Annotated in this window: 19 protein-coding genes; 13 read left to right on the forward strand and 6 right to left on the reverse strand. The window is 74.3% G+C overall.

What is annotated here, in order from left to right; all coding sequences use genetic code 11:
• Positions 1-7 precede the first annotated feature (7 nt).
• The 5 genes from ADL34_RS22540 to ADL34_RS22560 are packed head-to-tail and all read left to right on the forward strand — an operon-like array spanning position 8 to position 5976.
• Positions 8-1852: an acetyl/propionyl/methylcrotonyl-CoA carboxylase subunit alpha gene (locus ADL34_RS22540; protein ID WP_062668993.1), complete on the forward strand. Its 1845-nt coding sequence runs from the start codon at positions 8-10 to the stop codon at positions 1850-1852.
• Positions 1853-1891: 39 nt separating this feature from the next.
• On the forward strand, positions 1892-3028 hold the full coding sequence (locus tag ADL34_RS22545) for an acyl-CoA dehydrogenase family protein (protein ID WP_062668992.1): 1137 nt from the start codon (positions 1892-1894) through the stop codon (positions 3026-3028).
• A gap of 37 nt (positions 3029-3065) precedes the next feature.
• Positions 3066-4643: a 4-coumarate--CoA ligase family protein gene (locus ADL34_RS22550; RefSeq protein WP_062668991.1), complete on the forward strand. Its 1578-nt coding sequence runs from the start codon at positions 3066-3068 to the stop codon at positions 4641-4643.
• The gene (locus tag ADL34_RS22555; RefSeq protein WP_062668990.1) at positions 4640-5374 is read left to right on the forward strand and encodes an enoyl-CoA hydratase family protein; all 735 of its coding nucleotides are present in this window, start codon (positions 4640-4642) and stop codon (positions 5372-5374) included. Before ADL34_RS22550 ends, ADL34_RS22555 begins: the two co-directional genes overlap by 4 nt.
• Entirely contained in the window at positions 5362-5976 is a 615-nt protein-coding gene (locus ADL34_RS22560; protein WP_079034229.1) for a TetR/AcrR family transcriptional regulator, read from the forward strand. The genes ADL34_RS22555 and ADL34_RS22560 overlap by 13 nt, the downstream gene beginning before the upstream one ends.
• A gap of 20 nt (positions 5977-5996) precedes the next feature.
• Here the strand turns inward: ADL34_RS22560 and ADL34_RS22565 are convergent, their stop codons facing one another.
• Both ADL34_RS22565 and ADL34_RS22570 read right to left on the reverse strand, forming a co-directional pair.
• Entirely contained in the window at positions 5997-7244 is a 1248-nt protein-coding gene (locus tag ADL34_RS22565; RefSeq protein ID WP_079034228.1) for a serine/threonine-protein kinase, read from the reverse strand.
• A 167-nt stretch (positions 7245-7411) separates the two neighbouring features.
• Positions 7412-8512: a citrate synthase 2 gene (locus ADL34_RS22570; protein WP_062668988.1), complete on the reverse strand. Its 1101-nt coding sequence runs from the start codon at positions 8510-8512 to the stop codon at positions 7412-7414.
• Positions 8513-8825: 313 nt separating this feature from the next.
• Between ADL34_RS22570 and pdxH the strand changes: the two genes are divergently transcribed.
• The 4 genes from pdxH (at position 8826) to ADL34_RS22590 (ending at position 12285) form a co-directional block, all read left to right on the forward strand.
• Entirely contained in the window at positions 8826-9533 is a 708-nt protein-coding gene (pdxH, locus tag ADL34_RS22575; protein WP_384599870.1) for a pyridoxamine 5'-phosphate oxidase, read from the forward strand.
• Positions 9534-9875: 342 nt separating this feature from the next.
• Positions 9876-10286, forward strand: coding sequence for a RidA family protein (locus tag ADL34_RS22580; protein ID WP_062668986.1), 411 nt, complete (start codon positions 9876-9878; stop codon positions 10284-10286).
• Positions 10279-10776 carry a GNAT family N-acetyltransferase gene (locus ADL34_RS22585; RefSeq protein WP_062669095.1) on the forward strand — a complete coding sequence of 166 codons (498 nt, stop codon included), beginning with the start codon at positions 10279-10281 and terminating at the stop codon, positions 10774-10776. Before ADL34_RS22580 ends, ADL34_RS22585 begins: the two co-directional genes overlap by 8 nt.
• A 78-nt stretch (positions 10777-10854) precedes the next feature.
• Positions 10855-12285 carry a PAS domain-containing protein gene (locus tag ADL34_RS22590; RefSeq protein WP_062668985.1) on the forward strand — a complete coding sequence of 477 codons (1431 nt, stop codon included), beginning with the start codon at positions 10855-10857 and terminating at the stop codon, positions 12283-12285.
• Between the two features lie 81 nt (positions 12286-12366).
• Here the strand turns inward: ADL34_RS22590 and ADL34_RS22595 are convergent, their stop codons facing one another.
• Positions 12367-13122 (reverse strand): SIS domain-containing protein, encoded by a 756-nt coding sequence (locus ADL34_RS22595; protein ID WP_062668984.1) that lies wholly within the window; start codon positions 13120-13122, stop codon positions 12367-12369.
• Between the two features lie 251 nt (positions 13123-13373).
• Between ADL34_RS22595 and ADL34_RS22600 the strand changes: the two genes are divergently transcribed.
• Both ADL34_RS22600 and ADL34_RS22605 read left to right on the forward strand, forming a co-directional pair.
• Positions 13374-14066, forward strand: a complete 693-nt coding sequence (locus ADL34_RS22600) for a metal-dependent transcriptional regulator (RefSeq protein ID WP_062668983.1) — start codon at positions 13374-13376, stop codon at positions 14064-14066.
• 747 nt (positions 14067-14813) lie between these two features.
• Entirely contained in the window at positions 14814-15680 is an 867-nt protein-coding gene (locus tag ADL34_RS22605) for an alpha/beta fold hydrolase (protein ID WP_062668982.1), read from the forward strand.
• A 42-nt stretch (positions 15681-15722) separates the two neighbouring features.
• On the opposite strand, the gene ADL34_RS22610 is transcribed toward ADL34_RS22605, so the two are convergent.
• Genes ADL34_RS22610 through ADL34_RS22620 form a run of 3 tightly spaced genes read right to left on the reverse strand, consistent with a single transcriptional unit; the run spans position 15723 to position 18784 of the window.
• Positions 15723-17315, reverse strand: coding sequence for a transporter (locus ADL34_RS22610; protein WP_107115656.1), 1593 nt, complete (start codon positions 17313-17315; stop codon positions 15723-15725).
• Positions 17312-18085 (reverse strand): ABC transporter ATP-binding protein, encoded by a 774-nt coding sequence (locus ADL34_RS22615; protein ID WP_062668981.1) that lies wholly within the window; start codon positions 18083-18085, stop codon positions 17312-17314. Before ADL34_RS22615 ends, ADL34_RS22610 begins: the two co-directional genes overlap by 4 nt.
• Before the next feature lie 36 nt (positions 18086-18121).
• Complete coding sequence (locus ADL34_RS22620) at positions 18122-18784, reverse strand: bifunctional DNA primase/polymerase (RefSeq protein ID WP_086869064.1); 663 nt, start codon at positions 18782-18784, stop codon at positions 18122-18124.
• Positions 18785-19102: 318 nt separating this feature from the next.
• Between ADL34_RS22620 and ADL34_RS22625 the strand changes: the two genes are divergently transcribed.
• Both ADL34_RS22625 and ADL34_RS22630 read left to right on the forward strand, forming a co-directional pair.
• Positions 19103-20488 (forward strand): hypothetical protein, encoded by a 1386-nt coding sequence (locus tag ADL34_RS22625; RefSeq protein ID WP_062668980.1) that lies wholly within the window; start codon positions 19103-19105, stop codon positions 20486-20488.
• Between the two features lie 212 nt (positions 20489-20700).
• Positions 20701-22299 (forward strand): hypothetical protein, encoded by a 1599-nt coding sequence (locus ADL34_RS22630; protein WP_062668979.1) that lies wholly within the window; start codon positions 20701-20703, stop codon positions 22297-22299.
• Positions 22300-22303 lie beyond the last annotated feature (4 nt).

Below are 22303 nucleotides of genomic sequence, written 5' to 3' on the forward strand. Positions count from 1 at the left end.
AACACCAGTGATCACTTCTGTCCTCGTCGCCAACCGGGGCGAGATCGCCTGCCGCGTCTTCCGCACCTGCCGCGACCTGGGCGTGCGCACGGTCGCCGTGTACTCGGACGCCGACGCGAACGCCCTGCACACCCGCGAGGCCGACACCGCCGTACGGCTGCCCGGGGCGGCGCCCTCCGAGACGTACCTGGACGGCGCCCTGATCGTGAAGGCGGCGCTGACCGCCGGCGCGGACGCCGTGCACCCCGGCTACGGGTTCCTCTCCGAGAACGCCGGCTTCGCGCGGGCCGTCCTCGACGCGGGCCTCGTCTGGATCGGACCGCCGCCGGAGGCCATCGAGGCGATGGCGTCCAAGACCCGGGCCAAGGAGCTGATGGGCCTCGCCCCGCTCGGCGAGGTCACCGAGGCCGACCTGCCCGTCCTGGTGAAGGCCGCCGCGGGCGGCGGCGGACGCGGGATGCGGATCGTGCGCCGCCTGGACGAGCTCGACGCGGCGCTCGCGAGCGCCCGCGCGGAGGCGGCGAGCGCCTTCGGCGACGGCGAGGTCTTCGTCGAGCCGTACGTCGAGGACGGCCGCCATGTCGAGGTGCAGATCCTCGCCGACACCCACGGCACGGTGTGGCCGCTGGGCACCCGGGACTGCTCGCTGCAGCGCCGCCACCAGAAGGTGATCGAGGAGTCCCCGGCGCCCGGACTGTCCGGCACGCTCACCGACGAACTGCACGCCCTCGCGGTCCGGGCCGCCCGCGCCGTCGACTACGTGGGCGCCGGCACCGTCGAGTTCCTGGTCGCCGGCGGCACCGCGCACTTCCTGGAGATGAACACCCGGCTCCAGGTCGAACACCCGGTGACCGAGGAGGTGTTCGGCGTCGACCTGGTCGCCGGGCAGCTGCGGATCGCCGAGGGCCACGCCCTGGACCCCGAGCCGCCGCCCGCGCGCGGGCACGCCGTCGAGGCCCGCCTGTACGCGGAGGACCCGGCCCGCGACTGGGCGCCGCAGACCGGGCGCCTGCACCGCCTCGAAGTGCCCGGCGCCGTGCGCCTGGACACCGGCTTCACCGACGGCGACGACATCGGCGTCCACTACGACCCGATGCTCGCCAAGGTGATCGCCCACGCCCCCACCCGCGCCGAGGCCGTCCGCAGGCTGGCGTCGGCGCTGGAGCGCGCGGTGATCCACGGCCCCGTCACCAACCGCGACCTGCTCGTCCGCTCCCTGCGCCACGAGGAGTTCGGGCGGGCCCGGATGGACACCGGCTTCTTCGACCGGCACCTGGCCGCCCTGACCGCGCCCGCCCCCGACCCGTACGCCCCGCTCGCCGCCGCCCTGGCCGACGCGCACGGCCGCTCCCGGTTCGGCGGGTTCCGCAACGTCCCCTCCCAGCCGCAGGTCAAGCGGTACACCGTCGGGGACGAGGAGCACGAGGTCCGCTACCGGCACACCCGCACCGGCCCGGAGGCCGACGGCGTGCGGGTCCTGCACGCCGACGCGCACCGGGTCGTCCTCGAGGCCGACGGCGTACGGCGGACCTTCGACGTGGCACGGTACGGCGACGAGGTGCACGTGAACGGCACCCGTCTCACCGCGCTGCCCCGCTTCCCCGACCCCACGGCACAGCTCGCCCCGGGGTCGCTGGTGGCCCCCATGCCGGGGACGGTCGTCCGGGTCGCCGACGGCCTGGCGGAGGGCGTGGCCGTGGAGGCCGGCCAGCCGCTGCTCTGGCTGGAGGCGATGAAGATGGAGCACCGGATCACCGCACCCGGCGCGGGCACGCTCACCGCCCTGCACGCCGCCCCCGGACAGCAGGTGTCCGTCGGAGCCCTCCTGGCGGTCGTCCAGCCGTCCGACTGACGGCCCCCACTGCACGGTCAGCCACGACGAAGGAGTCACATGGCCATGATCGAGACCGACGAGCACAAGGCCCTGCGGGCCGCCGTGGCCGCCCTGGGCAAACGCCACGGCCGTGAGTACGACCGGGAGACCCTCTGGGCGGAGGCGGCCAAGCTCGGCTACCTCGGCGTCAACCTGCCCGAGGAGTACGGCGGCGGAGGCGGCGGCATCACCGAACTCTCCATCGTCCTGGAGGAACTGGGCGCCGCGGGCTGCCCGCTGCTGCTGATGGTCGTCTCCCCGGCGATCTGCGGCACGGTCATCGCCCGCTTCGGCACCGAGGAGCAGAAGCGACACTGGCTGCCCGGCCTCGCCGACGGCTCCCTCACCATGGCCTTCGGCATCACAGAGCCGGACGCCGGGTCCAACAGCCACCGCATCACCACCACCGCCCGCCGCGACCCGGACTCGGGGGACTGGATCCTCAACGGGCGCAAGGTGTTCGTCTCCGGCGTCGACATCACGGACGCCACCCTCATCGTCGGGCGTACCGAGGACGCCCGCACCGGCAAGCTCAAACCGTGCCTGTTCATCGTCCCGCGCGACACCGAGGGCTACGGGCGCCGCCAGATCGACATGGAACTCAGCGCGGTGGAGAAGCAGTTCGAGCTGACCCTGGACGACGTCCGGCTGCCCGCCGACGCGCTCGTGGGCGACGAGGACGCGGGGCTGCTCCAGCTCTTCGCCGGCCTCAACCCCGAACGCATCATGACGGCCGCCTTCGGCATCGGCATGGGCCGCTTCGCGCTCGCCCGCGCCATCGAGTACGCCCGCGACCGTACGGTCTGGAAGACGCCCATCGGAGCCCACCAGGCCATTGCCCACCCCCTCGCGCAGGCGCACATCGACCTGGAGATGGCCCGCCTGATGATGCAGAAGGCGGCGTACCTGTACGACGCCGGGGACGACGTGGGCGCCGGCGAGGCGGCCAACATGGCCAAGTACGCGGCGGGGGAGGCCTGCGTGAAGGCCGTCGACCAGTCCGTGCACACCCTCGGCGGCAACGGCCTCACGCGCGAGTTCGGCCTCGCCTCGCTGATAACCGCCGCGCGCGTGTCTCGTATTGCCCCGGTGAGCCGGGAGATGATTCTCAACTACGTCTCCCACCAGACCCTGGGTCTGCCCAAGTCGTACTGACCGGCAGCCGACCGGCACCGTGTCGCGAGGAGGAACCGTGTTCCGCAGCGAGTACGCAGACGTCCCGGCCGTAGAACTCCCCATCCACGAGGCGGTGCTGGGCCGGGCCGCCGAGTTCGGGGACACCCCCGCGCTGATCGACGGCACCGACGGCACCACCCTCAGCTACGAACAGCTCGACCGATTCCACCGGCGGGTCGCCGCCGGTCTGGCCGAGGCAGGCGTGCGCAAGGGCGACGTGCTCGCCCTGCACAGCCCGAACACGGTCGCCTTCCCCACCGCGTTCTACGCGGCCACGCGCGCGGGTGCCTCCGTGACCACGGTGCATCCGCTCGCCACCCCCGAGGAGTTCGCCAAGCAGCTCGAGGACTGCGCGGCCCGGTGGATCGTCACCGTGTCGCCGCTGCTCCCGGCGGCCCGCCGGGCCGCCGAACTCGCGGGCGGCGTCCAGGAGATCTTCGTGTGCGACAGCGCGCCCGGGCACCGGTCGCTGATCGACATGCTGGGCTCCACCGCCCCCGAGCCGCGGGTCGCCATCGACCCCGTGGAGGACGTCGCGGCCCTGCCGTACTCCTCCGGCACCACCGGCATCCCCAAGGGCGTGATGCTCACCCACCGGCAGATCGCCACCAACCTCGCCCAGCTGGAACCGGCGATCCCGTCCGGGCCCGGCGACCGCATCCTCGCCGTGCTGCCGTTCTTCCACATCTACGGCCTCACCGCGCTGATGAACGCGCCCCTGCGGGTCGGCGCCACCGTCGTCGTGCTGCCCCGCTTCGACCTGGAGACGTTCCTCGCCGCCATCCAGAACCACCGCATCACCGGCCTGTACGTGGCCCCGCCCATCGTGCTGGCACTGGCCAAGCACCCGCTGGTCGCCGAGTACGACCTGTCGTCGCTGGAGCACATCGTCAGCGCCGCCGCGCCCCTGGACGCGGGGCTCGCCGCCGCCTGCTCCCAGCGGCTCGCCCTGCCGCCGGTCGGCCAGGCGTACGGCATGACCGAGCTGTCGCCCGGCACCCATGTCGTCCCGCTGGGCGCCATGGCCGACGCGCCGCCCGGGACCGTCGGCAAGCTCATCGCCGGCACCGAGATGCGCATCGTCTCCCTCGACGACCCGGACAAGGACCTCGGCGTCGGCGAGTCCGGCGAGATCCTGATCCGCGGACCCCAGGTCATGAAGGGCTACCTGGGCCGCCCCGACGCCACCGCCGCGATGATCGACGCGGACGGCTGGCTGCACACCGGCGACGTGGGCCATGTGGACGCCGACGGCTGGCTGTTCGTGGTCGACCGGGTCAAGGAGCTCATCAAGTACAAGGGCTTCCAGGTGGCCCCCGCCGAACTGGAGGCGCTGCTGCTCACCCACCCCGGCATCGCCGACGCGGCCGTGATCGGCCACTACAACGACGAGGGCAACGAGGTCCCGCACGCCTTCGTGGTCCGCCAGCCGTCCGCGCCGGAGCTGACCGAGGGCGACGTCATGATGTACGTCGCCGAACGCGTCGCCCCCTACAAGCGGGTCCGCCGGGTCACCTTCATCGACGGCGTCCCGCGGGCCGCCTCCGGCAAGATCCTGCGCCGCGAACTGCGGACGCCGAAGGAGAGCGCATGACGATGGTCGGCCGCGCGCACGCGCGCGGTGTGCACACCCTGAGCCTCGACTCCCCGGACACCCGCAACGCGCTGTCGGCGGCCCTCGCGGGCGAGCTGGCCGACGCGCTGGACGCGTGCGCCAAGGACACCGAGGTGCGCGCGGTCGTGCTCACCCACACCGGGAACACCTTCTGCGCGGGCGCCGACCTGCGGGACCCGCCGGACCCGGACGCGCTGGTGGCGCTGCTGCGGCGGATCGTCGCCCTGCCGAAACCAGTCGTCGCCCGCGTCACCGGCCACGTCCGCGCGGGCGGCCTCGGGCTCCTCGCGGCGTGCGACATCGCGGCCGCCGCCCGCACCGCCACGTTCGCGTTCACGGAGGTCCGCATCGGGGTGGCCCCGGCGGTGATCTCGCTGCCCGTGATGCCCCGCGCCGACCCGCGCGCCCTCGCCCGCTACTACCTCACCGGGGAGCGGTTCACCGCGCCGGAGGCGGTCCGCGTCGGCCTGCTCACGGCCGAGGGCGACGACGTGGACGCCGTGCTGGAACCCGTCCTGGACGGCCTGCGCAGGGCCGCCCCCCAGGCCCTCGCCGAGACGAAGGCGCTGCTCGCGGCTAAGGTGCTGGAGACCTTCGACCGGGACGCGGCCGGACTGACCGCGCTCTCGGCCCGGCTGTTCGCCTCCTCCGACGCCCGTGAGGGGATGACGGCCTTCCTCGAAAGACGGGATCCGGAATGGGTGGTGTGAGCACGGCCGGCGACCGGGTGGACCGCGTGCCCAAGCAGGACCGCAGCCGCGTCACCCGGCAGCGGCTCCTGGAGGCAGCCGTGGCCTGCCTGGCCGAGCACGGCTGGGCGGGTTCCACGGTGTCCGTCGTGGCCGAGCGGGCCGGCGTCTCCCGGGGCGCGGCCCAGCACCACTTCCCGACCCGCGAGGACCTGTTCACGGCGGCCGTCGAGTACGTCGCCGAGGAGCGCTCCACCGCCCTGCGCGCCCTCTTCCCCGAGGGCGCGTCCGGCGACCGGCACGCGGTCGTCGCCGCCCTCGTGGACCTCTACACCGGCCCGCTGTTCCGTGCCGCCCTGCACCTGTGGGTCGCCGCGTCCGACGAGGAGCAGCTGCGTCCCCGGGTCACCGAGCTGGAGGCCCGCGTCGGCCGGGAGACCCATCGCATCGCCGTGGAGCTGCTGGACGCCGACGAGTCGCGGCCCGGTGTCCGGGAGTCCGTGCAGGGCCTGCTCGACATGGCCCGCGGCCTGGGTCTGGCCAACCTGCTCACCGACGACACCGGCCGCCGGGCCCGCGTGGTGGCGCAGTGGGCCCGGCTGCTGGACGACACCCTGGGCTGAGCGCCCTGGGGGGCGGAGCCTCAGTCGTCGCCGTCCGCGTCACCGTCCGCGTCGTCCTGGGCGGCGGCCGGGGACGGCTGCACCGCCGGGTCCGAGGCGCCCGTGGTCGGCGGGGCCTCCGACGTCGTCCCCGCGCCCCCGGTGTCGTCCGGCGCGAACCACATCATGCCGAGCAGCATCGCGGCCACGAACAGCAGCGCGCCCCCGGCCGTGGCGGCGATCCGGCGCGCGCCGAACCGGGTGGGGGCCGCGGACCGGCTCCGGGCCCGCGCACGCGACCGCCCGGGCGCCTGGGCCCGGGGGCGCGGCTCGGGGGCCGACTGTGCCGAGGGCAGCATGTACGTGGTCGGGCCGCCGGCGCCGCGCCGCCGCGACACGGGGGCGGGAGCGGGAGCAGGGGCGGCGGGTGCGGGGCGGGGGGACCGGGCGGCCGGCTCGGGGAGCGGCTCGGGGCGGCCCTGCCAGGCGCCGGCGGCGAACCAGTCGGCGGCCTGCTGGGCGCCCGGCCGGTGCTCGGGGTCCTTGGCGAGCAGACCCAGCAGATAGTTCTCGAAGGCGGGCGGCAGCCCGGCGACACCCAGCTCGCGCGGTGGCACGGGGGTGGCGTCCAGGTGCTGGTGCAGGATGGCGACGGCCGTGTCGGCGTTGAACGGCGGGCGCCCGGTGAGCAGTTGGTAGAGCACGCAGCCCAGCGCGTACACGTCGGAGGCGGGCCCCGCCGGCTTGCCCAGCGCCCGCTCCGGGGCGAGGTAGAGGCTGGTGCCGACGATCTGCCCGGTGGCGGTCAGTGCGGCACCGGGGTCGTCGAGGAAGCGGGCGATGCCGAAGTCGCCGATCTTGAGGGTGCCGTCGGCGTCCAGCAGCAGGTTGCCGGGCTTGATGTCCCGGTGGACGACGCCCTGCCGGTGCGCGGCGGCGAGTCCGGCGGCGGCCTGGGCGGCCATCCGGGCCACCCGGTCGGCGGGCTGGGCGCCGGACTGCGTGAGCACCCGCGCGAGGCTGTCGCCCTCGACGAGCTCCATCACCAGGTAGAGCTGGTTGTCGTGCTCGCCGAAGTCACGGACCCCCACCACGTTGGGGTGGCCGATCCGTGAGGCGGTCCGGGCCTCCAGCCGGAACCGGGAGGCGGCGGTCGGGTCGGAGTCCTGGGGCAGCAGCAGCTTGACGGCCACCTGCCGGTCCAGGGTCTCGTCGTAGGCCCGCCAGACCTCCCCCATGCCACCGCGCCCGATCGACTCGATCAGCCGGTAGCGGCCCGCTATCAGCACCTGTTCCCATCCTCATGCCGGGGGACGTGTGGGTCGCCGCGGCCACAACTCGCCCCGTGGGAAAGGGCGATGACTGGGGGTGCCGCAGCCGCCCCAGCATACTGGCGCAGTGGATCACCGGTGCCGCGTCCGCCGCCCGCCCGCCGGCCGCCCCACGGCCGGTCCGGTCAGTGCGCGATGGCGGCGTACCCCTCGACCTCGCGCGGGTCGCGCGGGCCGGGCCCCACATAGCGCGCGGAGGGGCGGACGAGGCGGCCGGTGCGCTTCTGCTCCAGGATGTGCGCGGACCAGCCCGCCGTACGGGCGCACGAGAACATGGACGTGAACATGTGCGCCGGGACCTCGGCGAAGTCCAGCACGATCGCGGCCCAGAACTCGACGTTGGTGGCGAGCACCCGGTCCGGGCGGCGGCTGTGCAGCTCCGCCAGGGCCGCCTTCTCCAGCGCCTCGGCGACCTCGAAGCGGGGGGCGCCGAGCTCCCGCGCGGTGCGGCGCAGCACCCGCGCGCGGGGGTCCTCGGCACGGTAGACGCGGTGCCCGAAGCCCATCAGGCGCTCGCCCCGGTCGAGCGTCTGCCGCACGTACGCCTCGGCGTCCCCGGTGCGCTCGATCTCCTCGATCATGTGCAGCACCCGGGAGGGTGCCCCGCCGTGCAGCGGACCGGACATGGCGCCCACGGCACCGGAGAGCGCCGCCGCCACGTCGGCGCCGGTGGAGGCGATGACGCGGGCCGTGAAGGTGGAGGCGTTCATGCCGTGCTCGGCGGCGGACGTCCAGTAGGCGTCGACGGCGGCCACGTGCTTGGGGTCGGGCTCGCCGCGCCAGCGGATCATGAAGCGCTCGACGACGGACTGCGCCTTGTCGATCTCGCGCTGCGGCACCATGGGCAGGCCCTGGCCGCGCGCGGACTGGGCGACGTAGGACAGGGCCATGACGGCGGCCCGGGCGAGGTCGTCGCGCGCCTGCCGCTCGTCGATGTCCAGGAGCGGTTTCAGGCCCCACACGGGCGCCAGCATGGCGAGCGCGGACTGCACGTCGACGCGGATGTCGCCGGAGTGCACGGGGATCGGGAAGGGCTCGGCGGGCGGCAGCCCGGGACGGAAGGCGCCGTCGACGAGCAGCCCCCAGACGTTGCCGAACGAGACGTGACCGACGAGGTCCTCGATGTCGACGCCGCGGTACCTGAGCGCGCCGCCCTCCTTGTCGGGTTCGGCGATCTCCGTCTCGAACGCGACGACTCCCTCGAGCCCGGGTACGAAGTCGGACATCAGGCGGCTCCTCGTGACGGTTGCGGCGGATGGTGTTGTGGTGGTGGGACGACACTCGTGCGGCCGGTGGAACGGGATCGCGCCCCCGGCGGATCCACGGTCACGGACCCGCCTCCCGGATCGTCCGGGTGCCGCGGGCCTCGTCGGACTCGCGGTCCGGGGCGTATCCCTGTGATGCCCCGTGCGCCCGGTGCTCATCCAACCCGGGCCACATCCCCGAACGATATCCCTGAGTGCCACTTTTGGGGAGGTCTCGCGGCACTCAGTGCCATGCGGGGACCCGGCGGCGACCGTCCCCTGCGCCACGTCCGTCATACGGCAGGATGACCGCGTGACCGACCCAGACGCCTCCCTCGATCCCGCCGCGCCCGATCTCGACCCGGCCGCGATGCGCAAGCACTACCGGGCCGAGGGCCTCGCCGAGCGCGACCTGGCCGACGGCCCGGTGGAACAGTTCGCGCGCTGGTTCCGGCAGGCCGCGGCACAGGCCCACCTCTTCGAACCCAACGCCATGATCGTCTCCACGGCCGACGGCGACGGCCGGCCCAGCGCGCGCACCGTCCTGCTGAAGCAGTTCGACGAGCGGGGCTTCGTCTTCTACACCAACTACGAGTCCCGCAAGGCCCGCGACCTCGCCGAGAACCCGTACGTCTCGCTGCTGTTCCCCTGGCATCCGATGGCCCGCCAGGTGATCGTCACGGGCGTCGCGCGGCGCACCGGGCGGGACGAGACCGCCGCCTACTTCCGCACCCGGCCGCACGGCTCCCAGCTGGGGGCCTGGGCCAGCGGCCAGTCGTCCGTCATCGCCTCCCGCGCCGAGCTCGACGCGTCGTACGCGGAGCTCGCGGCCCGCTATCCCGAGGGTGTGGAACAGGTGCCGGTGCCGCCGCACTGGGGGGGCTTCCGGGTCGCGCCGAGCACGGTCGAGTTCTGGCAGGGCCGGGAGAACCGGCTGCACGACCGGTTGCGGTACGTGGCGGAGCCCGACGGCGGCTGGCGGGTGGAGCGGCTCAGCCCCTGAGCGGTCCGGCCCCGGGCGGCCGGGGCGGCCCCGGAAACGCAGCGACCCGCGAGCTCTGGTCCCTCCGCCGGGGCGGGGGAGCCGGCCGGACGTACCGGCGAGCTCGCGGGTCGGGTGACTGCGTGGAATTGGCCGGCTGCGTGTATCACTCACACGCTGGTCCGGCACCGCACGTGGTGGGTGACGGGCCGCTAGCCCGCAGCCACCTCTTCCGTCCGGTATGCATACATCTGCCGAACCACCTCCTTTCCGAAGTACAGCCCACCTTAAGAACCCCACCGGCCACGCTCAACCCCTTTTTTTCTTGGACGCCGGCGACCCCTCTCACCTAGCGTTCCGCGCATGACGGAGCGAGGCGGGGTGCGGACGGCGATCCTGAGCGGATCGACGTTCGAGGAGCAGATCGGGTACGCGCGGGCGGTGGTCGACGGCGACCGGGTGCACGTGTCCGGCACGACCGGGTTCGACTACACGACGATGACCATCTCCGAGGACGTGGTGGAGCAGGCCGAGCAATGCCTGCGCAACGTGGGGGCGGCGCTCCAGGAGGCGGGGGCCACCTTCGCCGACGTGGTGCGGGTGCGCTATCTGCTGCCCGACCGGGACGACTTCGAGCCCTGCTGGCCGGTGCTGCGCCGGTACTTCGGCGAGGTGCGCCCGGCGGCGACGATGATGGTGTGCGGGCTCTCCGACCCGCGGATGCGCATCGAGATCGAGGTCTGTGCCAGGAAGGGGAGTGGGACGGGTGCCTGAGCCGAGGATCGTGCCGGTGGACGGCGAGAAGGCGCTCCAGGAGTGGCGGCACGTCCACAACGTCATCGTGCCGCCCGCCGCGCTGAGTCTCGACGAGGTGCGCGAGCGCGCCGGACGGTACCGCCTGCGCAACGCGTACGTGGGCGACGTCCTCGTCGGCTGCTCGACCGTGCGTCCGCCGCAGGGGGAGGACGCGGTCGCCACGGTCATCGCGCGCGTGCTGCCCGGCCACCGGGGGAGCGGGTACGGCACGGCCCTCTACGTGGACGGGCTCGCCCACGCGCGGGCGCTGGGGGCCCGGGCCGTCGAGACGTGCGTACTGGCCGTCAACGAGGACGGGCTGCGGTTCGCGCGGGCCCGGGGCTTCGTCGAGACCGACCGCTATGTGCTGGACGGAGCCACCGAAGAATGGGTGGACCTGCGGCTGGAGCTGCCGGAGGCGCCCGGTACAACGATTCCTTCAATCTTGCGGGAACCCGGTGTGTGCTGAGTCACGTTCCAGTTAGATGAGGGTGAGTGAGCGAACCGGCGCGCCGTACCGACGGGCGCGGCTTGGCAGGGGGTCCAGGTGAGTGCTTCCCGGCGTAGTGGGACCACCGACGAGCTGGGACCGGACGAACCCGAGCGGGACGGTCCGGACGAGTCGTCGGCCGGTGGCGAGGGTTCGGCGGGCGGGTCCGATCTGCTGGCCGCCCTGCTGGACGGGATGGACGCGGCCCTGTGCGCCTTCGACGCGGACGGCGTCCTGACCCACTGGAACCGCGAGGCGGAGCGCATCCTCGGCTGGACCGCCGCCGAGGCCGTCGGCCGGCACGGCTTCGCCGGCTGGGCTGTGCGCCCTGCGGACGCGGAGGAGGTCGAGACGCGGCTGATGTCCGCGATGCGCTCCCCCGGCCGCCAGGTGCACGAGTTCGCCCTGCTGACCAAGGACGGCGGCCGGGTCCTGGTGCGCACCCAGTCGGCCGCCGTGCGCGGCCCGGACGGCGAGCCCGCCGGGGTGTACTGCGCCTTCAGCGAGGTGCACACCCAGATCGACCTGGAGCGGTCCATCGCGCTGAGCGAGGCGCTCTTCGAGGACGCGTCCTGGGGCGTGGTGCTCGTCGACGCCGACCTGCGCCCCGCCGTCGTGAACGCCCACGCGGCCCGCGCCCTCGGCATCGGCCGCACCTCCGTGCTCGGCCGGCCCCTCGGCGATCTGCTCGCCCAGGGCGTGGAGGAGCTGGAGAGCGCCCTCACCCATGTGCTGGCGGAGGGCGCGCCGCCCGCCCCGGCCGAGATCTGGGTGAGCGTGCGCACCCCGGAGGGCGACCGGCGCCGCTGCTGGCGGTGCGGGTTCGTCCGGCTCGCCTCGCCGCTCGCGGAGGAGCCGGTGCCGCTCGGCGTCGGCTGGTTCTTCCAGGACGTCACCGAGGCCAAGCAGACCAAGCAGGAGGCGGCGCTCCTGCGCTTCCGGGCCAACCAGCTGCACCGCGCGGCGCGGGCCGCCGCCGAGTGCGAGGACCCCGCCGAGGCGGCGACCGTCCACCTGGACTTCGCGCTCGCCGGCTTCGCCGACCACGCCCTGATCGACCGGGTCGCGGGCGGCGCGCTGCGCGACGCGGAGACCGCGGACCCGGTCCGGCTGGTCCGGGTCGCGGTGACGCCGTCCGGCAGCCCGGGCCCCTCCCGGCTCGGCGGCGAGGCCGGTCTGCCCGTGCGCTACGGCGAGGGGCACCCGGCGCTCCAGTGCGTGGCACGGACGGGGTCGGTCCGGGCGGCGGCCGGCGACGTGCCGCCCGAGCGGGCGCGCGCCTGGGCCGTGAGCCGGCAGTGGCCGGCGGACGCGGTGTACGCCCTGTGCGCGGTGCTGCGCAGCCGGGGCCGGACGCTGGGCGTCGTGACGTTCCTGCGCGGCGCGGGCCGCACCGCGTTCGAGCGGAGCGACGCCGTGTACGCGGAGGACGTGGCGGTGCGCATCGCCTCCGCGCTGGACCTGGCGGGAGCGGCGGACACCCCGTAGGGCGGGAGCGGCGGACACCCCGTAGGACGGGACCGGCGGACACCCCGTGGGAGTGCCCGCGCCCGGCCGGTGCCGAGGTGGTCAGTGCCGGTAGAAGATCCGGTCGCCGTACTCCTCGAAGATCGAGCGGTTCCACTCGTGGCCGCCGTCCACGTTGCCCGAGCGCAGCAGCGGGACCTCGATGCCGCGGGCGGCCAGCGAGGCGGCGGCGGTCGCCATGACGGCCTGCATCAGCGCCGAGGTGACCACCGTGGACGCCGGGGCGAAGGGCGCCGGGATGGTGTCGAGGGTCAGCTCCGCGTCGCCGACCGCGATCTTCGAGTCGAGGACGACGTCACAGTGGTCCTTCAGGAAGGTGCCCGAGGAGTGCCGGGACGTCGTCTGCGCGGCGTACGCCACCGACGTCAGGCCGACGACCCGCACCCCGAGCGAGCGCGCGTGCCGGGCCATCTCCACCGGCAGCGCGTTGCGGCCGGACAGCGAGACGACCACGAGCGCGTCGCCCGCGCGCAGCGGCGAGCTGTCCAGCACGGCGGTCGCGAGCCCGTCGACGCGTTCGAGGGCGGAGCCCAGCGTGGCGGGCACGACGTCCACGCCCACGGCGCCCGGCACCGCGAGCAGGTTCATCAGGGCGAGGCCGCCCGCGCGGTAGACGACGTCCTGGGCGGCGAGGGAGGAGTGCCCGGCGCCGAAGGCGAACAGCCGCCCCCCGCCGGCGACCGTGTCCGCGAGCAGGGTGCCGGCCGCCTCGACGGCCTCCGCCTCCTCGGCACGGGCCCGCTGGAGCAGGCCGATCGCGGCGTCGAAGAACTGCTCGGCCGGCGTGCTGTCGCTCATGCGGGGCCCTCCGGGGTGCCGGGTGTGCGTCGGGGTGTGCCGCGGATCACCGTGCGGTCTGGACCACTGCGGTGTCAATACGGGGTGCCGGCGCGGCGGCCGGGCCCCCGGGCGCCGGGCGGCGTCCGGGTTTCGGTGGCGCGGCACGGTTGTCAGTGCCATCCGGCAGAATTGAGTCAGGGCCAGCGCACGCGCCGCGGAGCTGTCTCGCTTCCGGCTGAGCCAAACGCAGAGCTAATCGAGGGGCACGTATGTCCGGACTGATCGACACCACGGAGATGTATCTCCGCACCATCCTCGAGCTGGAGGAGGAAGGTGTGGTCCCCATGCGCGCCCGGATCGCCGAGCGGCTGGACCAGAGCGGGCCGACCGTGAGCCAGACCGTGGCCCGGATGGAGCGGGACGGCCTGGTGTCCGTCGCCACCGACCGGCACCTGGAGCTCACCGACGAGGGGCGCCGCCTGGCCACGCGCGTCATGCGCAAGCACCGCCTGGCCGAGTGTCTGCTGGTCGACGTGATCGGCCTGGAGTGGGAGCAGGTGCACGCCGAGGCGTGCCGCTGGGAGCACGTGATGAGCGAGGCCGTGGAGCGGCGCGTGCTGGAGCTGCTGCGCCACCCCACGGAGTCGCCGTACGGCAACCCCATCCCGGGCCTGGAGGAGCTGGGCGAGAAGGACGGCGCCGACCCCTTCCTCGACGAGGGCATGGTGTCGCTGGCCGACCTGGACCCGGGCGCCGACGGCAAGACGGTGGTCGTGCGCCGGATCGGCGAGCCGATCCAGACCGACGCCCAGCTGATGTACACGCTGCGCCGGGCGGGCGTGCAGCCCGGCTCGGTGGTGAGCGTGACCGAGTCGGCGGGCGGTGTCCTGGTCGGCAGCAGCGGCGAGGCGGCCGAGCTGGACTCGGAGGTCGCCTCCCACGTGTTCGTCGCGAAGCGCTAGGGGGTGTCTTGTCGATCGCGCCGGGAGCCCGGCCTGATCGACAAGACACCCCCTAGTGCTGTGACCGGGAAGGTTCGCCGGGAAGCTGCCGGGCGCCGCGAGCCGGTGAAGCTTTCCGGTCACAGCACCGGACGTACCCGCCGTCCGGCAAGATCCAGTGCTCCGAATCGCAGCGCGAGGCCCGCGCGCGTGCGAGGCTGTCGGCTGAGGCATCCGACCTGAGAGCTCTTGGCCGTGACCCGGCGCCGCCGTGTCCGGCCGGGGAAGGGGCGGGAGGAGATGTGCCGTCGCCGTGGAGAGGGCCCCGGCGCCGTGTGGCGCCGGGGCCTGTCCTCCCCTGCTGACCCGGAGCCCCGAGCTCCCAGGGTCATCCCCCTCGGACCGTTTTCCCCGAGCGGTCCGCCTCCCGATGAAGGTCTCCCCCCGGCGAAGGCGATCAATCACGACGAGGGGTCACCCGAAGGTGGGGTGTTGTCCGCGAGAACCGCGTTTTCGAATGAGGGTTCGATAGTCTGCGGTGACAGGTCGGGCGGACCGTGCGCTGCAGAGGTGTGCGCATAAGATCACGTCGGACACACAGGACATGCACACCGTTCGCGAGGGGGTCGTCACCGCGGGGGACGCGGGCGGCGGCGAGGTGCGCGGACGGGTGACGGCGGATACGGCAGGCACAGACGGAGCAGGCGGACGCGGAGCACAGGACCGCCCACGAGCGGTCCGAGTGGAGCTAGGGGGGTGCCAGGACCAATGGCGCGGCGCATCGACGTGACCGGGACGGACGGCGTACGTCTCGCGGCCTGGGAGTTCGGCGACCCCCCGAAGTCCGGCCTCCATCCGGCACCCCAGGACACCCCCGGAGTGCTGTTACTGCACGGCCTGATGGGCCGCGCCTCCCACTGGGCCTCCACCGCCCGCTGGCTCTCCGAGCGGCATCGCGCGATCGCCCTCGACCAGCGGGGCCACGGCCGCAGCGACAAGCCCACCGGGGCCGCCTACACACGCGAGGCGTACGTCGACGACGCCGAGGCGGCCCTCGAACAGCTCGGCCTGAGCCGGGCCGTCCTCATCGGGCACGCCATGGGCGCCCTGACCGCCTGGCAGCTCGCCGCCCGCCGCCCCGACCTGGTGAGCGGCGTCGTCATCTGCGACATGCGGGCCTCCGCGCTCGGCGCGGCCTCGCAGCGCGTGTGGGCGGAGTGGTTCAAGGCCTGGCCGGTCCCCTTCGCCACCCTCGCCGACGTCCGCAAGTGGTTCGGCGAGGACGACCCGTGGGTCGAGCGCCCCAACCCCGCCCGCGGCGAGTTCTACGCCGAGGTCATGCACGAGTGCGAGGACGGCTGGCGTCCGGTCTTCGACCCGGAGCAGATGCTGCGCACCCGCGAAACCTGGGTGCACGACGCGCACTGGGAGGAGCTGGCCCAGGTCAGGTGCCCGGCACTGGTCGTGCGCGGACTCGACGGCGAGCTGGGGCGGGCCGAGGCCCAGGAGATGGTCCGCGTCCTGCCGCGCGGGCAGTACGCGGAGGTCTCGGACGCCGGCCACCTGGTCCACTACGACCAGCCGGAGGGCTGGCGCCGCGCCGTGGAGCCGTTCCTGGACGCGGTGTGGGCCTGAGAACTCCGGACACAGGAGTGGCGCCCGCCGGGCGGTCGCGGCTCAGCCCTTGCTGACCGCCGTGAGGATCTCCGGGAGGCGCGCCGCCGTCCGGGGCGCCGCGAGCCGCAGGCCCAGCAGCGTGAGCGCCGCTCCGTAGGCCGCCCCCGCGGGCAGCAGCAGCCAGGTCCACGCCTCGCCGCCCTCGCTGACCCGCAGCCAGATCGTCACCGCGATCACCGGGGCGCACAGCAGGGCCGCCGCGACCATGCCGCCGAAGATGGAGATCCAGGCGAGGCCCACCTGCCCGGGGGCGACGTTCTTGTGGCCCTCCTGCGGGATCGAGTACGGGAAGCGGGCCGACGTCCAGGCGCCGGTCGCCAGCATCGCGCCGAGCAGCGCGAAGGACAGCCCCAGCACCTCCGGCAGCCGGCGCCAGTCCCCGATGAGGGCCGTCGTCACCACGGTGACGAGCGTGGCGTACGGCAGGGTGATCAGGAGCAGGGCCAGCGCCCGGCCGCGCAGCTCCACGTACGCGTCCCGAGGCGAGGAGATCGTCATCGCGACCATCCAGAACGCGGACGTGTCCTGCCCGAACTGGTTGTACATCTGGATGCCGAGCATCCCGGCCGCGAAGCAGGCGAAGTAGATCGACCCGGTGCCCTGGACGGCGTTGAACACCGGCACGATCAGGCCGATGACCAGCGAGGTCACCCAGGCCGCCTTGGTCTTCGGGTCCCGCCAGACATAGCGCAGGCTGCGCTCCATGACGGTGCCGGTGCGCCCCGCGGGCAGCAGCCGGGCCGCGCCGCCCGCGCCCTTCTCCCCTACGGCGCTCTCGCCGGCCGCCTGGAGGGTCGAACCGTCCGGCGCGGTCATCAGCCGGGTCAGATGCCGCGACCAGAGCGCGATCAGGGCGGCCAACGCGAGCGCGCACAGGCCCAGTTGCAGTGCGGCCGCGCCGTAGGAGCCCTCGCTCACGGACCGTACGGCCCCGATCGCGGACCCCGGCGGCACCCAGCGCAGTACGTCCGCCAGCGGGTCGAGTCGCCCGAGCCCCGCCGAACCGATGCGCTGGGCCGCGAAGTTGACGACCTGCGCCCCGATCGCGACGACCAGTCCGCTCAGCACGGCCAGATCGCGGCCCTTGCGGCTGGTCAGCAGCCGGATGTTCGCGGCGGCGACCGCGCGCGCCAGCGCCACGCACACCAGCAGGGCCAGCGCGACGCCGACCACACCGACGGCGAACGCCGCCGCGCCGTGCGCCACCGCGATCACCGACCCGGTGAGCAGGCACAGCGTGAACAGCGGCCCGATGCCCACCAGGGAGGCCACCAGCAGCGCCCGCACGAGCGGCCGGGGCCGCAGCGGCAGCATCACGAGCCGCGTCGGGTCGAGGGTCTCGTCGCCACCCGGGAAGAACAGCGGCATCACCGCCCAGCCCAGCGCGAGCACCGCGACCAGCAGGACGACCAGGGCGTCGGCGTGCGCGGTGCCCCGCAGCAGGATCAGGCCGAGCAGCTGGAGCGCGGCGAACAGCAGCGCCACGACCGCCGAGGCGATCCAGGCGGCCCGGCGGCCCCCGGACTGGCGCAGCCCGTTGCGCAGCAGCGACAGCTTCAGCCGGACGAAGACCCCGGTCACGTCGGTGCTCATCGGGTCCCGCCGCCCAGCCAGTCGAGGTCGGTCCCGGCGTCCCGGCCGTGCGCGCCGACCAGTTCGAGGAACGCCTGCTGCAGAGAGGGCGCCTCGCCGCGCACCTCGGCGAGCGGCCCGTGGGCGCGGATGCGTCCGGCCGCCATGACGGCGACCCAGTCGCACAGCGACTCGACCAGCTCCATCACATGGGAGGAGAAGACGACCGTGGCGCCGGAGGCGGTGAAGCGTTCCAGCACCCCCCGGATCGTCTGGGCGGACACCGGGTCGACACCTTCGAACGGCTCGTCCAGGAACAGCACTTCGGGGTTGTGCAGCAGGGCCGCGGCGAGCCCGATCTTCTTGCGCATGCCCGTCGAGTAGTCGACGACCAGTTTGTGCTGGGCCCCGGCGAGGTCGAGGACGTCGAGCAGCTGCGTGGCCCGCTTGTCGACCTCGGCACCCGGGAGCCCGCGGAGCCGTCCCGTGTAGCCCAGCAACTCCCGCCCGGACAGCCGCTCGAAGAGCCGCAGCCCCTCGGGCAGCACACCGATGCGGGCCTTGACCTCCGCGGGGTCGCGCCACACGTCGTGCCCGACCACCTCCACGGACCCCTGGTCGGGCCTGAGCAGCCCGGTCACCATGGACAGGGTGGTGGTCTTGCCGGCTCCGTTGGGGCCGACGAGCCCGATGAACTTCCCGGCGGGCAGCTCCAGATCGATCCCGGCGACGGCGACCTGCTGCCCGAACCGCTTCCAGAGCCCGTGAACGCGTACGGCTGCTGACGTCATGCGGGGAACCCTACGGGCCGGGTGGTGGCCGGGGGACTACCGGTCGCGGCCGCACGCGTACGCGAGCGGCGAGATCAGCTCCTCGGCGTCCGGCAGCCAGCGGTTCGCGGGGGTGGGCCGGCACGCCCACTGCACGGCGCCCCGGGAGCCGAACCGGGTGGGCGGGGCGGCGACCCAGGCCCCCTCGCCCAGCGCGACCAGGTCCAGCGAGCCCATCGACCAGCCCAGCCGGCGCACCAGGTCGGGCAGCTTCACGGCGGCGCCGGGCAGCACGAAGAAGTGCATCCGGCGGTCAGGCGCCAGCGTCACCGGGCCGAGCGTCAGCTCCATCCGCTCCATGCGGGCCAGCGCCAGGAAGCCGGCGGTCTCCGGGACGGACAGCGCGTCGAAGGTACGCCCCGTGGGCAGCAGGATCGACGCGGCCGGCTGCTTCTGCCAGAGGCGGCGCGCGACCGTGGCGCTCCCCGTCGCCTGGGTCGCCCAGTCGGGGCGCGCGGGGTGGGCGCCCGGCGCGGGGCACGCCGCGTCGCCGCAGGAGCAGTACGGCACTCCGTCGACGGCCTCCAGCCAGGTCCCCGGAAACACGTCCCAGTGACGCTCCTCGGCGTAACGGACGGCGGTCTCCAGCAGCGAATCCCCGCGCTGCTTCGGAATCTGTGCGGCTTCGGTGGCCGGGATCGTCTCTTCCACGCTCAGCACAACTCCCGCGTCCACGCGGGGTTACGGCCCCCTCGCGCGCGGGGGAGGAGCACTGCGCCCGTGCCCGGGGCGCATGGGAGCACGGGTGGGGGCGCGCGGGAGGATCCCCGGCCGGCGCGGGGTAGCCCCCTGGGGGGCCGGCTCCGGCCGTGACCCCGGCAATCCTCACAAGCCTCGCATTTTCCGTATTCGGGCGGGGCATTGATCTTCACGGCCGGGAACCGCCGGGGCGCAGCCAGTGCCCCGGGCCGGGACCCGGCGGTGACAGGGACGTCAACTCGGTGCGCGGGCAGGCACCGCAGTCACAGGGGGTACGCCATGGCCGCAAGGCCTCTCGTCGCACGGCAGCCGAACGAACGGCTCCAGGCGCTCATCCAGGAAGCGGGCTGCTCGAACGCCGGGCTGGCCCGCCGGGTCAACATGTGCGGCGCCGAACACGGCCTCGACCTGCGCTACGACAAGACGTCCGTGGCCCGCTGGCTGCGCGGACAGCAGCCGCGGGGCCGGGCGCCCGCCATCATCGCCGAGGCGCTCGGCCGCAAGCTGGGCCGGACCGTCACCATCGACGAGATCGGCATGGCCAACGGCAAGAACCTCGCCTCCGGCGTGGGGCTCCAGTTCTCCCCGACCGTGCTCGGGGCGATCGAGCAGGTGTGTGAGCTGTGGCGCAGCGACGTGGGCCGGCGGGACTTCCTGTCCGGTTCGTCGGTCGCCGCGTCCGCGCTCGTCGAGCCCAGCCGGGACTGGCTGATCTCGGCACCCGACGCGCAGGTCGCGCGCTCGGCCGGCCCGCGGGTGGGCCCCTCCGACGTGGCCGCGGTGCGCGCCATGACCCAGGCTCTCGTGGACCTGGACCACCAGTACGGCAGCGGGCATGTACGCCCGGTCGTCGTGCACTACCTCAACAGCGTCGTCTCCGGGCTGCTGGCCGGGTCGTACCGGGAGGCCGTCGGACGGGAACTGTTCGCCGCCGTCGCGCGGTTGACGGAGCTCGCCGGCTACATGGCCGTGGACACCGGGCAGCCGGGCCTCGCCCAGCGCTACTACATCCAGGCGCTGCGTCTCGCGCAGGCGGCCGGGGACCGGGGGTACGGCGGCTATGTGCTGGCCGCCTCGATGAGCCACCTCGCCGCCCAGCTCGGAAACCCCCGGGAGATCGCCCAGTTGGCGCGGGCGGCGCAGGAGGGCGCACGGGGGCGGGTGACCCCGCGGGCCGAGGCGATGTTCCACGCGGCCGAGGCGCGCGGGCACGCGCTGCTGGGCGACGCGCGCGCCGCCCAGGTGTCGTCCGGGCGGGCCGTCGCCGCGCTGGAGGCGGCGGACCCGGCCTCCGGCGACGACCCGGCGTGGATCGGCCACTTCGACGAGGCGTACCTCGCCGACGAGTTGGCGCACTGCCACCGCGACCTCGGTCAGGCGGAGGCGGCGGCGCGGCGCGCGCGGGAGTCGCTGGCCGGCCTGCCGGAGACGAAGGCGCGCCGCCGTGCCATCGGATATGTGCTTCTCGCCACAGCCCAGGTGCAGCAGCGGGAGATCGAACAGGCCTGCTACACCGGTCTGAAGGCCGTGGAGCTGCTGGAGACCCTGCGCTCCAACCGGGGCGCCGAGTATCTGGAGGACTTCCAGCAGCGCCTGGAGCCGTTCCGGGACGAGCCGGTGGTCAGGGACTTCGGGGAGCGCATCGGTCTTCAGGCGGCCGCCTGACGTCTCGGGCGGCGCGACGTGAAGACGAGGTGAAGGGAAGGGGGACGCGAAGCGCGGGTGGCGAGAGGGGACTTGCCGGGCGGATGAGGGGCCGGGACTGTAACGGCGGTCACAGGGGCGCCGGTCACGCACCGGGCTGCGTGGCACCGGCGTCGGCGGAGCCGGTAGCGTGAGCCGACGATTCACAAGGTCCCCCATTCGTAGGAGTCCCGGTGACGCAGAGTGGACAGGGCGAGGAGCCCTCGGCGCGACCCGCGCGCGAAGGCATCGTGCTGCCCTCCGACGGTGGGGAGCCGCTGCTCCCGGGGATGACGGGTGGCCACGCCGGACACCCGGCGACGCCCCCGGCCGCACCCCCGCCCTCGGCGCCGCCCGGCGGCCAGTCCTGGGGCACCCCCTGGGGACCCGAGCAGCACACGCAGGCCCCGCCCCCCGCACAGGGCTCGCCCTGGGGAGCGCCGCAGGACCAGGCGTGGGGCGGCGGCCAGGACCAGCAGCAGTACCAGGCGCCGCAGCAGTCGTACGGCCAGGGCGGCCCGCAGCAGCAGTACGGGCAGGACGGGACGCAGCAGTCGTACGGCCAGGGCGGCCCGCACCAGCAGTACGGGCAGGACGGCCCGCAGCAGCAGTACGGGCAGGACGGGACGCAGGGCCAAGGGGCCTACGGCACGCCCGGCGGGAGCGCGCCCATGCCGCCCGCCGCGAGCGGGTACGGCGCCCCGATGCCCCCGGCCGACGAGGGCGCGACCCAGTACATACCCCCGGTCCCCGCGAACCCCGACGAGCAGGCCACCCGTTTCATACCGCCCGTCCCGGCCGACGAGGGCGCGACGCAGGTCATCCCGCCGGTCGGCCCGGGCGCCCTGCCGCCCGAGACGCACGGGGAGAGCACCCATGTGCTGGGCCGGGCCCGGCAGGGGGCCGGGCCGATGCCGGCGGCCTCCGGCGCCGACCCCACCCAGTTCCTGCCGCCCGTACCGGGCGGCTCCGGTGAGCGGCAGCCGCACTCCGACTTCGACAACCTCTTCCGCAGCGAGGGCCCCGGCCCCGCCCCGGCCACCCAGCACCTGCCGCCGTACCAGCAGCAGCCGCAGGGCCCGCACCAGGGCGGCTACCCGCCGCCCGGCCGGCCCGGCCCGCACGACGACGACGGCGGTGGCGGCGGTGGGCGCGGCGGCCGCCCGCGCTCGCGGGTGCCGCTGATCGCTGCCGTGGGCGTCGGGATCGTCGTCCTCGGTGTCGGCGCGGGCGCGCTGCTCGCCGGCGGGGGCGACGACGACAAGGCCGACGCGAACCAGCCCGTCTCCGCCACGGCCCCCGCGGCCGAGAAGTCCGCCTCCCCGTCCACCGACCCGGCGGAGCAGCAGGCGGCCGCCCTGGACAAGCTCCTGGCCGACAGTGGCGACAGCCGCAGCGCGGTGATCAAGGCCGTGGCCGACGTGAAGTCCTGCCGGAACCTCCAGCAGGCCGCGCAGAACCTGCGGGACGCGGCCGGGCAGCGCAACCGGCTGGTCGCCGACCTCGCCAAGCTGAAGGTCGACCGGCTCCCCGACCACGCCCGGCTGACGGCCGCCCTGAACCGCGCCTGGCAGGCGTCGGCGTCCGCCGACAACCACTACGCGGGCTGGGCCGACCAGGTCGCGGGCAACAAGAAGCTGTGCAAGAAGGGCCAGGCCCGGGCCACCGACCAGACCCGGGCCGGCAACCGCGACAGCGGCACGGCGAGCCAGCAGAAGTCGACCGCCTCCCAGCTGTGGAACGCGATCGCCCGCGAGTACGGCCTGACGGAGCGCCAGCCGACCCAGCTGTGAGCGG

The sequence above is a fragment of the Streptomyces sp. NRRL WC-3605 genome, from assembly GCF_001509795.1.
Lineage (GTDB): Bacteria > Actinomycetota > Actinomycetes > Streptomycetales > Streptomycetaceae > Streptomyces > Streptomyces viridochromogenes.

Coding starts and splice junctions, on each gene's coding strand:
- ADL34_RS22545 (WP_062668992.1), top strand. CDS start 1,892: ATGGCCATGATCGAGACCGACGAGCACAAGGCCCTGCGGGCCGCCGTG.
- ADL34_RS22555 (WP_062668990.1), top strand. CDS start 4,640: ATGACGATGGTCGGCCGCGCGCACGCGCGCGGTGTGCACACCCTGAGC.
- ADL34_RS22560 (WP_079034229.1), top strand. CDS start 5,362: ATGGGTGGTGTGAGCACGGCCGGCGACCGGGTGGACCGCGTGCCCAAG.
- ADL34_RS22570 (WP_062668988.1), bottom strand. CDS start 8,512: ATGTCCGACTTCGTACCCGGGCTCGAGGGAGTCGTCGCGTTCGAGACG.
- ADL34_RS22580 (WP_062668986.1), top strand. CDS start 9,876: ATGACGGAGCGAGGCGGGGTGCGGACGGCGATCCTGAGCGGATCGACG.
- ADL34_RS22595 (WP_062668984.1), bottom strand. CDS start 13,122: ATGAGCGACAGCACGCCGGCCGAGCAGTTCTTCGACGCCGCGATCGGC.
- ADL34_RS22600 (WP_062668983.1), top strand. CDS start 13,374: ATGTCCGGACTGATCGACACCACGGAGATGTATCTCCGCACCATCCTC.
- ADL34_RS22605 (WP_062668982.1), top strand. CDS start 14,814: ATGGCGCGGCGCATCGACGTGACCGGGACGGACGGCGTACGTCTCGCG.
- ADL34_RS22610 (WP_107115656.1), bottom strand. CDS start 17,315: ATGAGCACCGACGTGACCGGGGTCTTCGTCCGGCTGAAGCTGTCGCTG.
- ADL34_RS22615 (WP_062668981.1), bottom strand. CDS start 18,085: ATGACGTCAGCAGCCGTACGCGTTCACGGGCTCTGGAAGCGGTTCGGG.
- ADL34_RS22625 (WP_062668980.1), top strand. CDS start 19,103: ATGGCCGCAAGGCCTCTCGTCGCACGGCAGCCGAACGAACGGCTCCAG.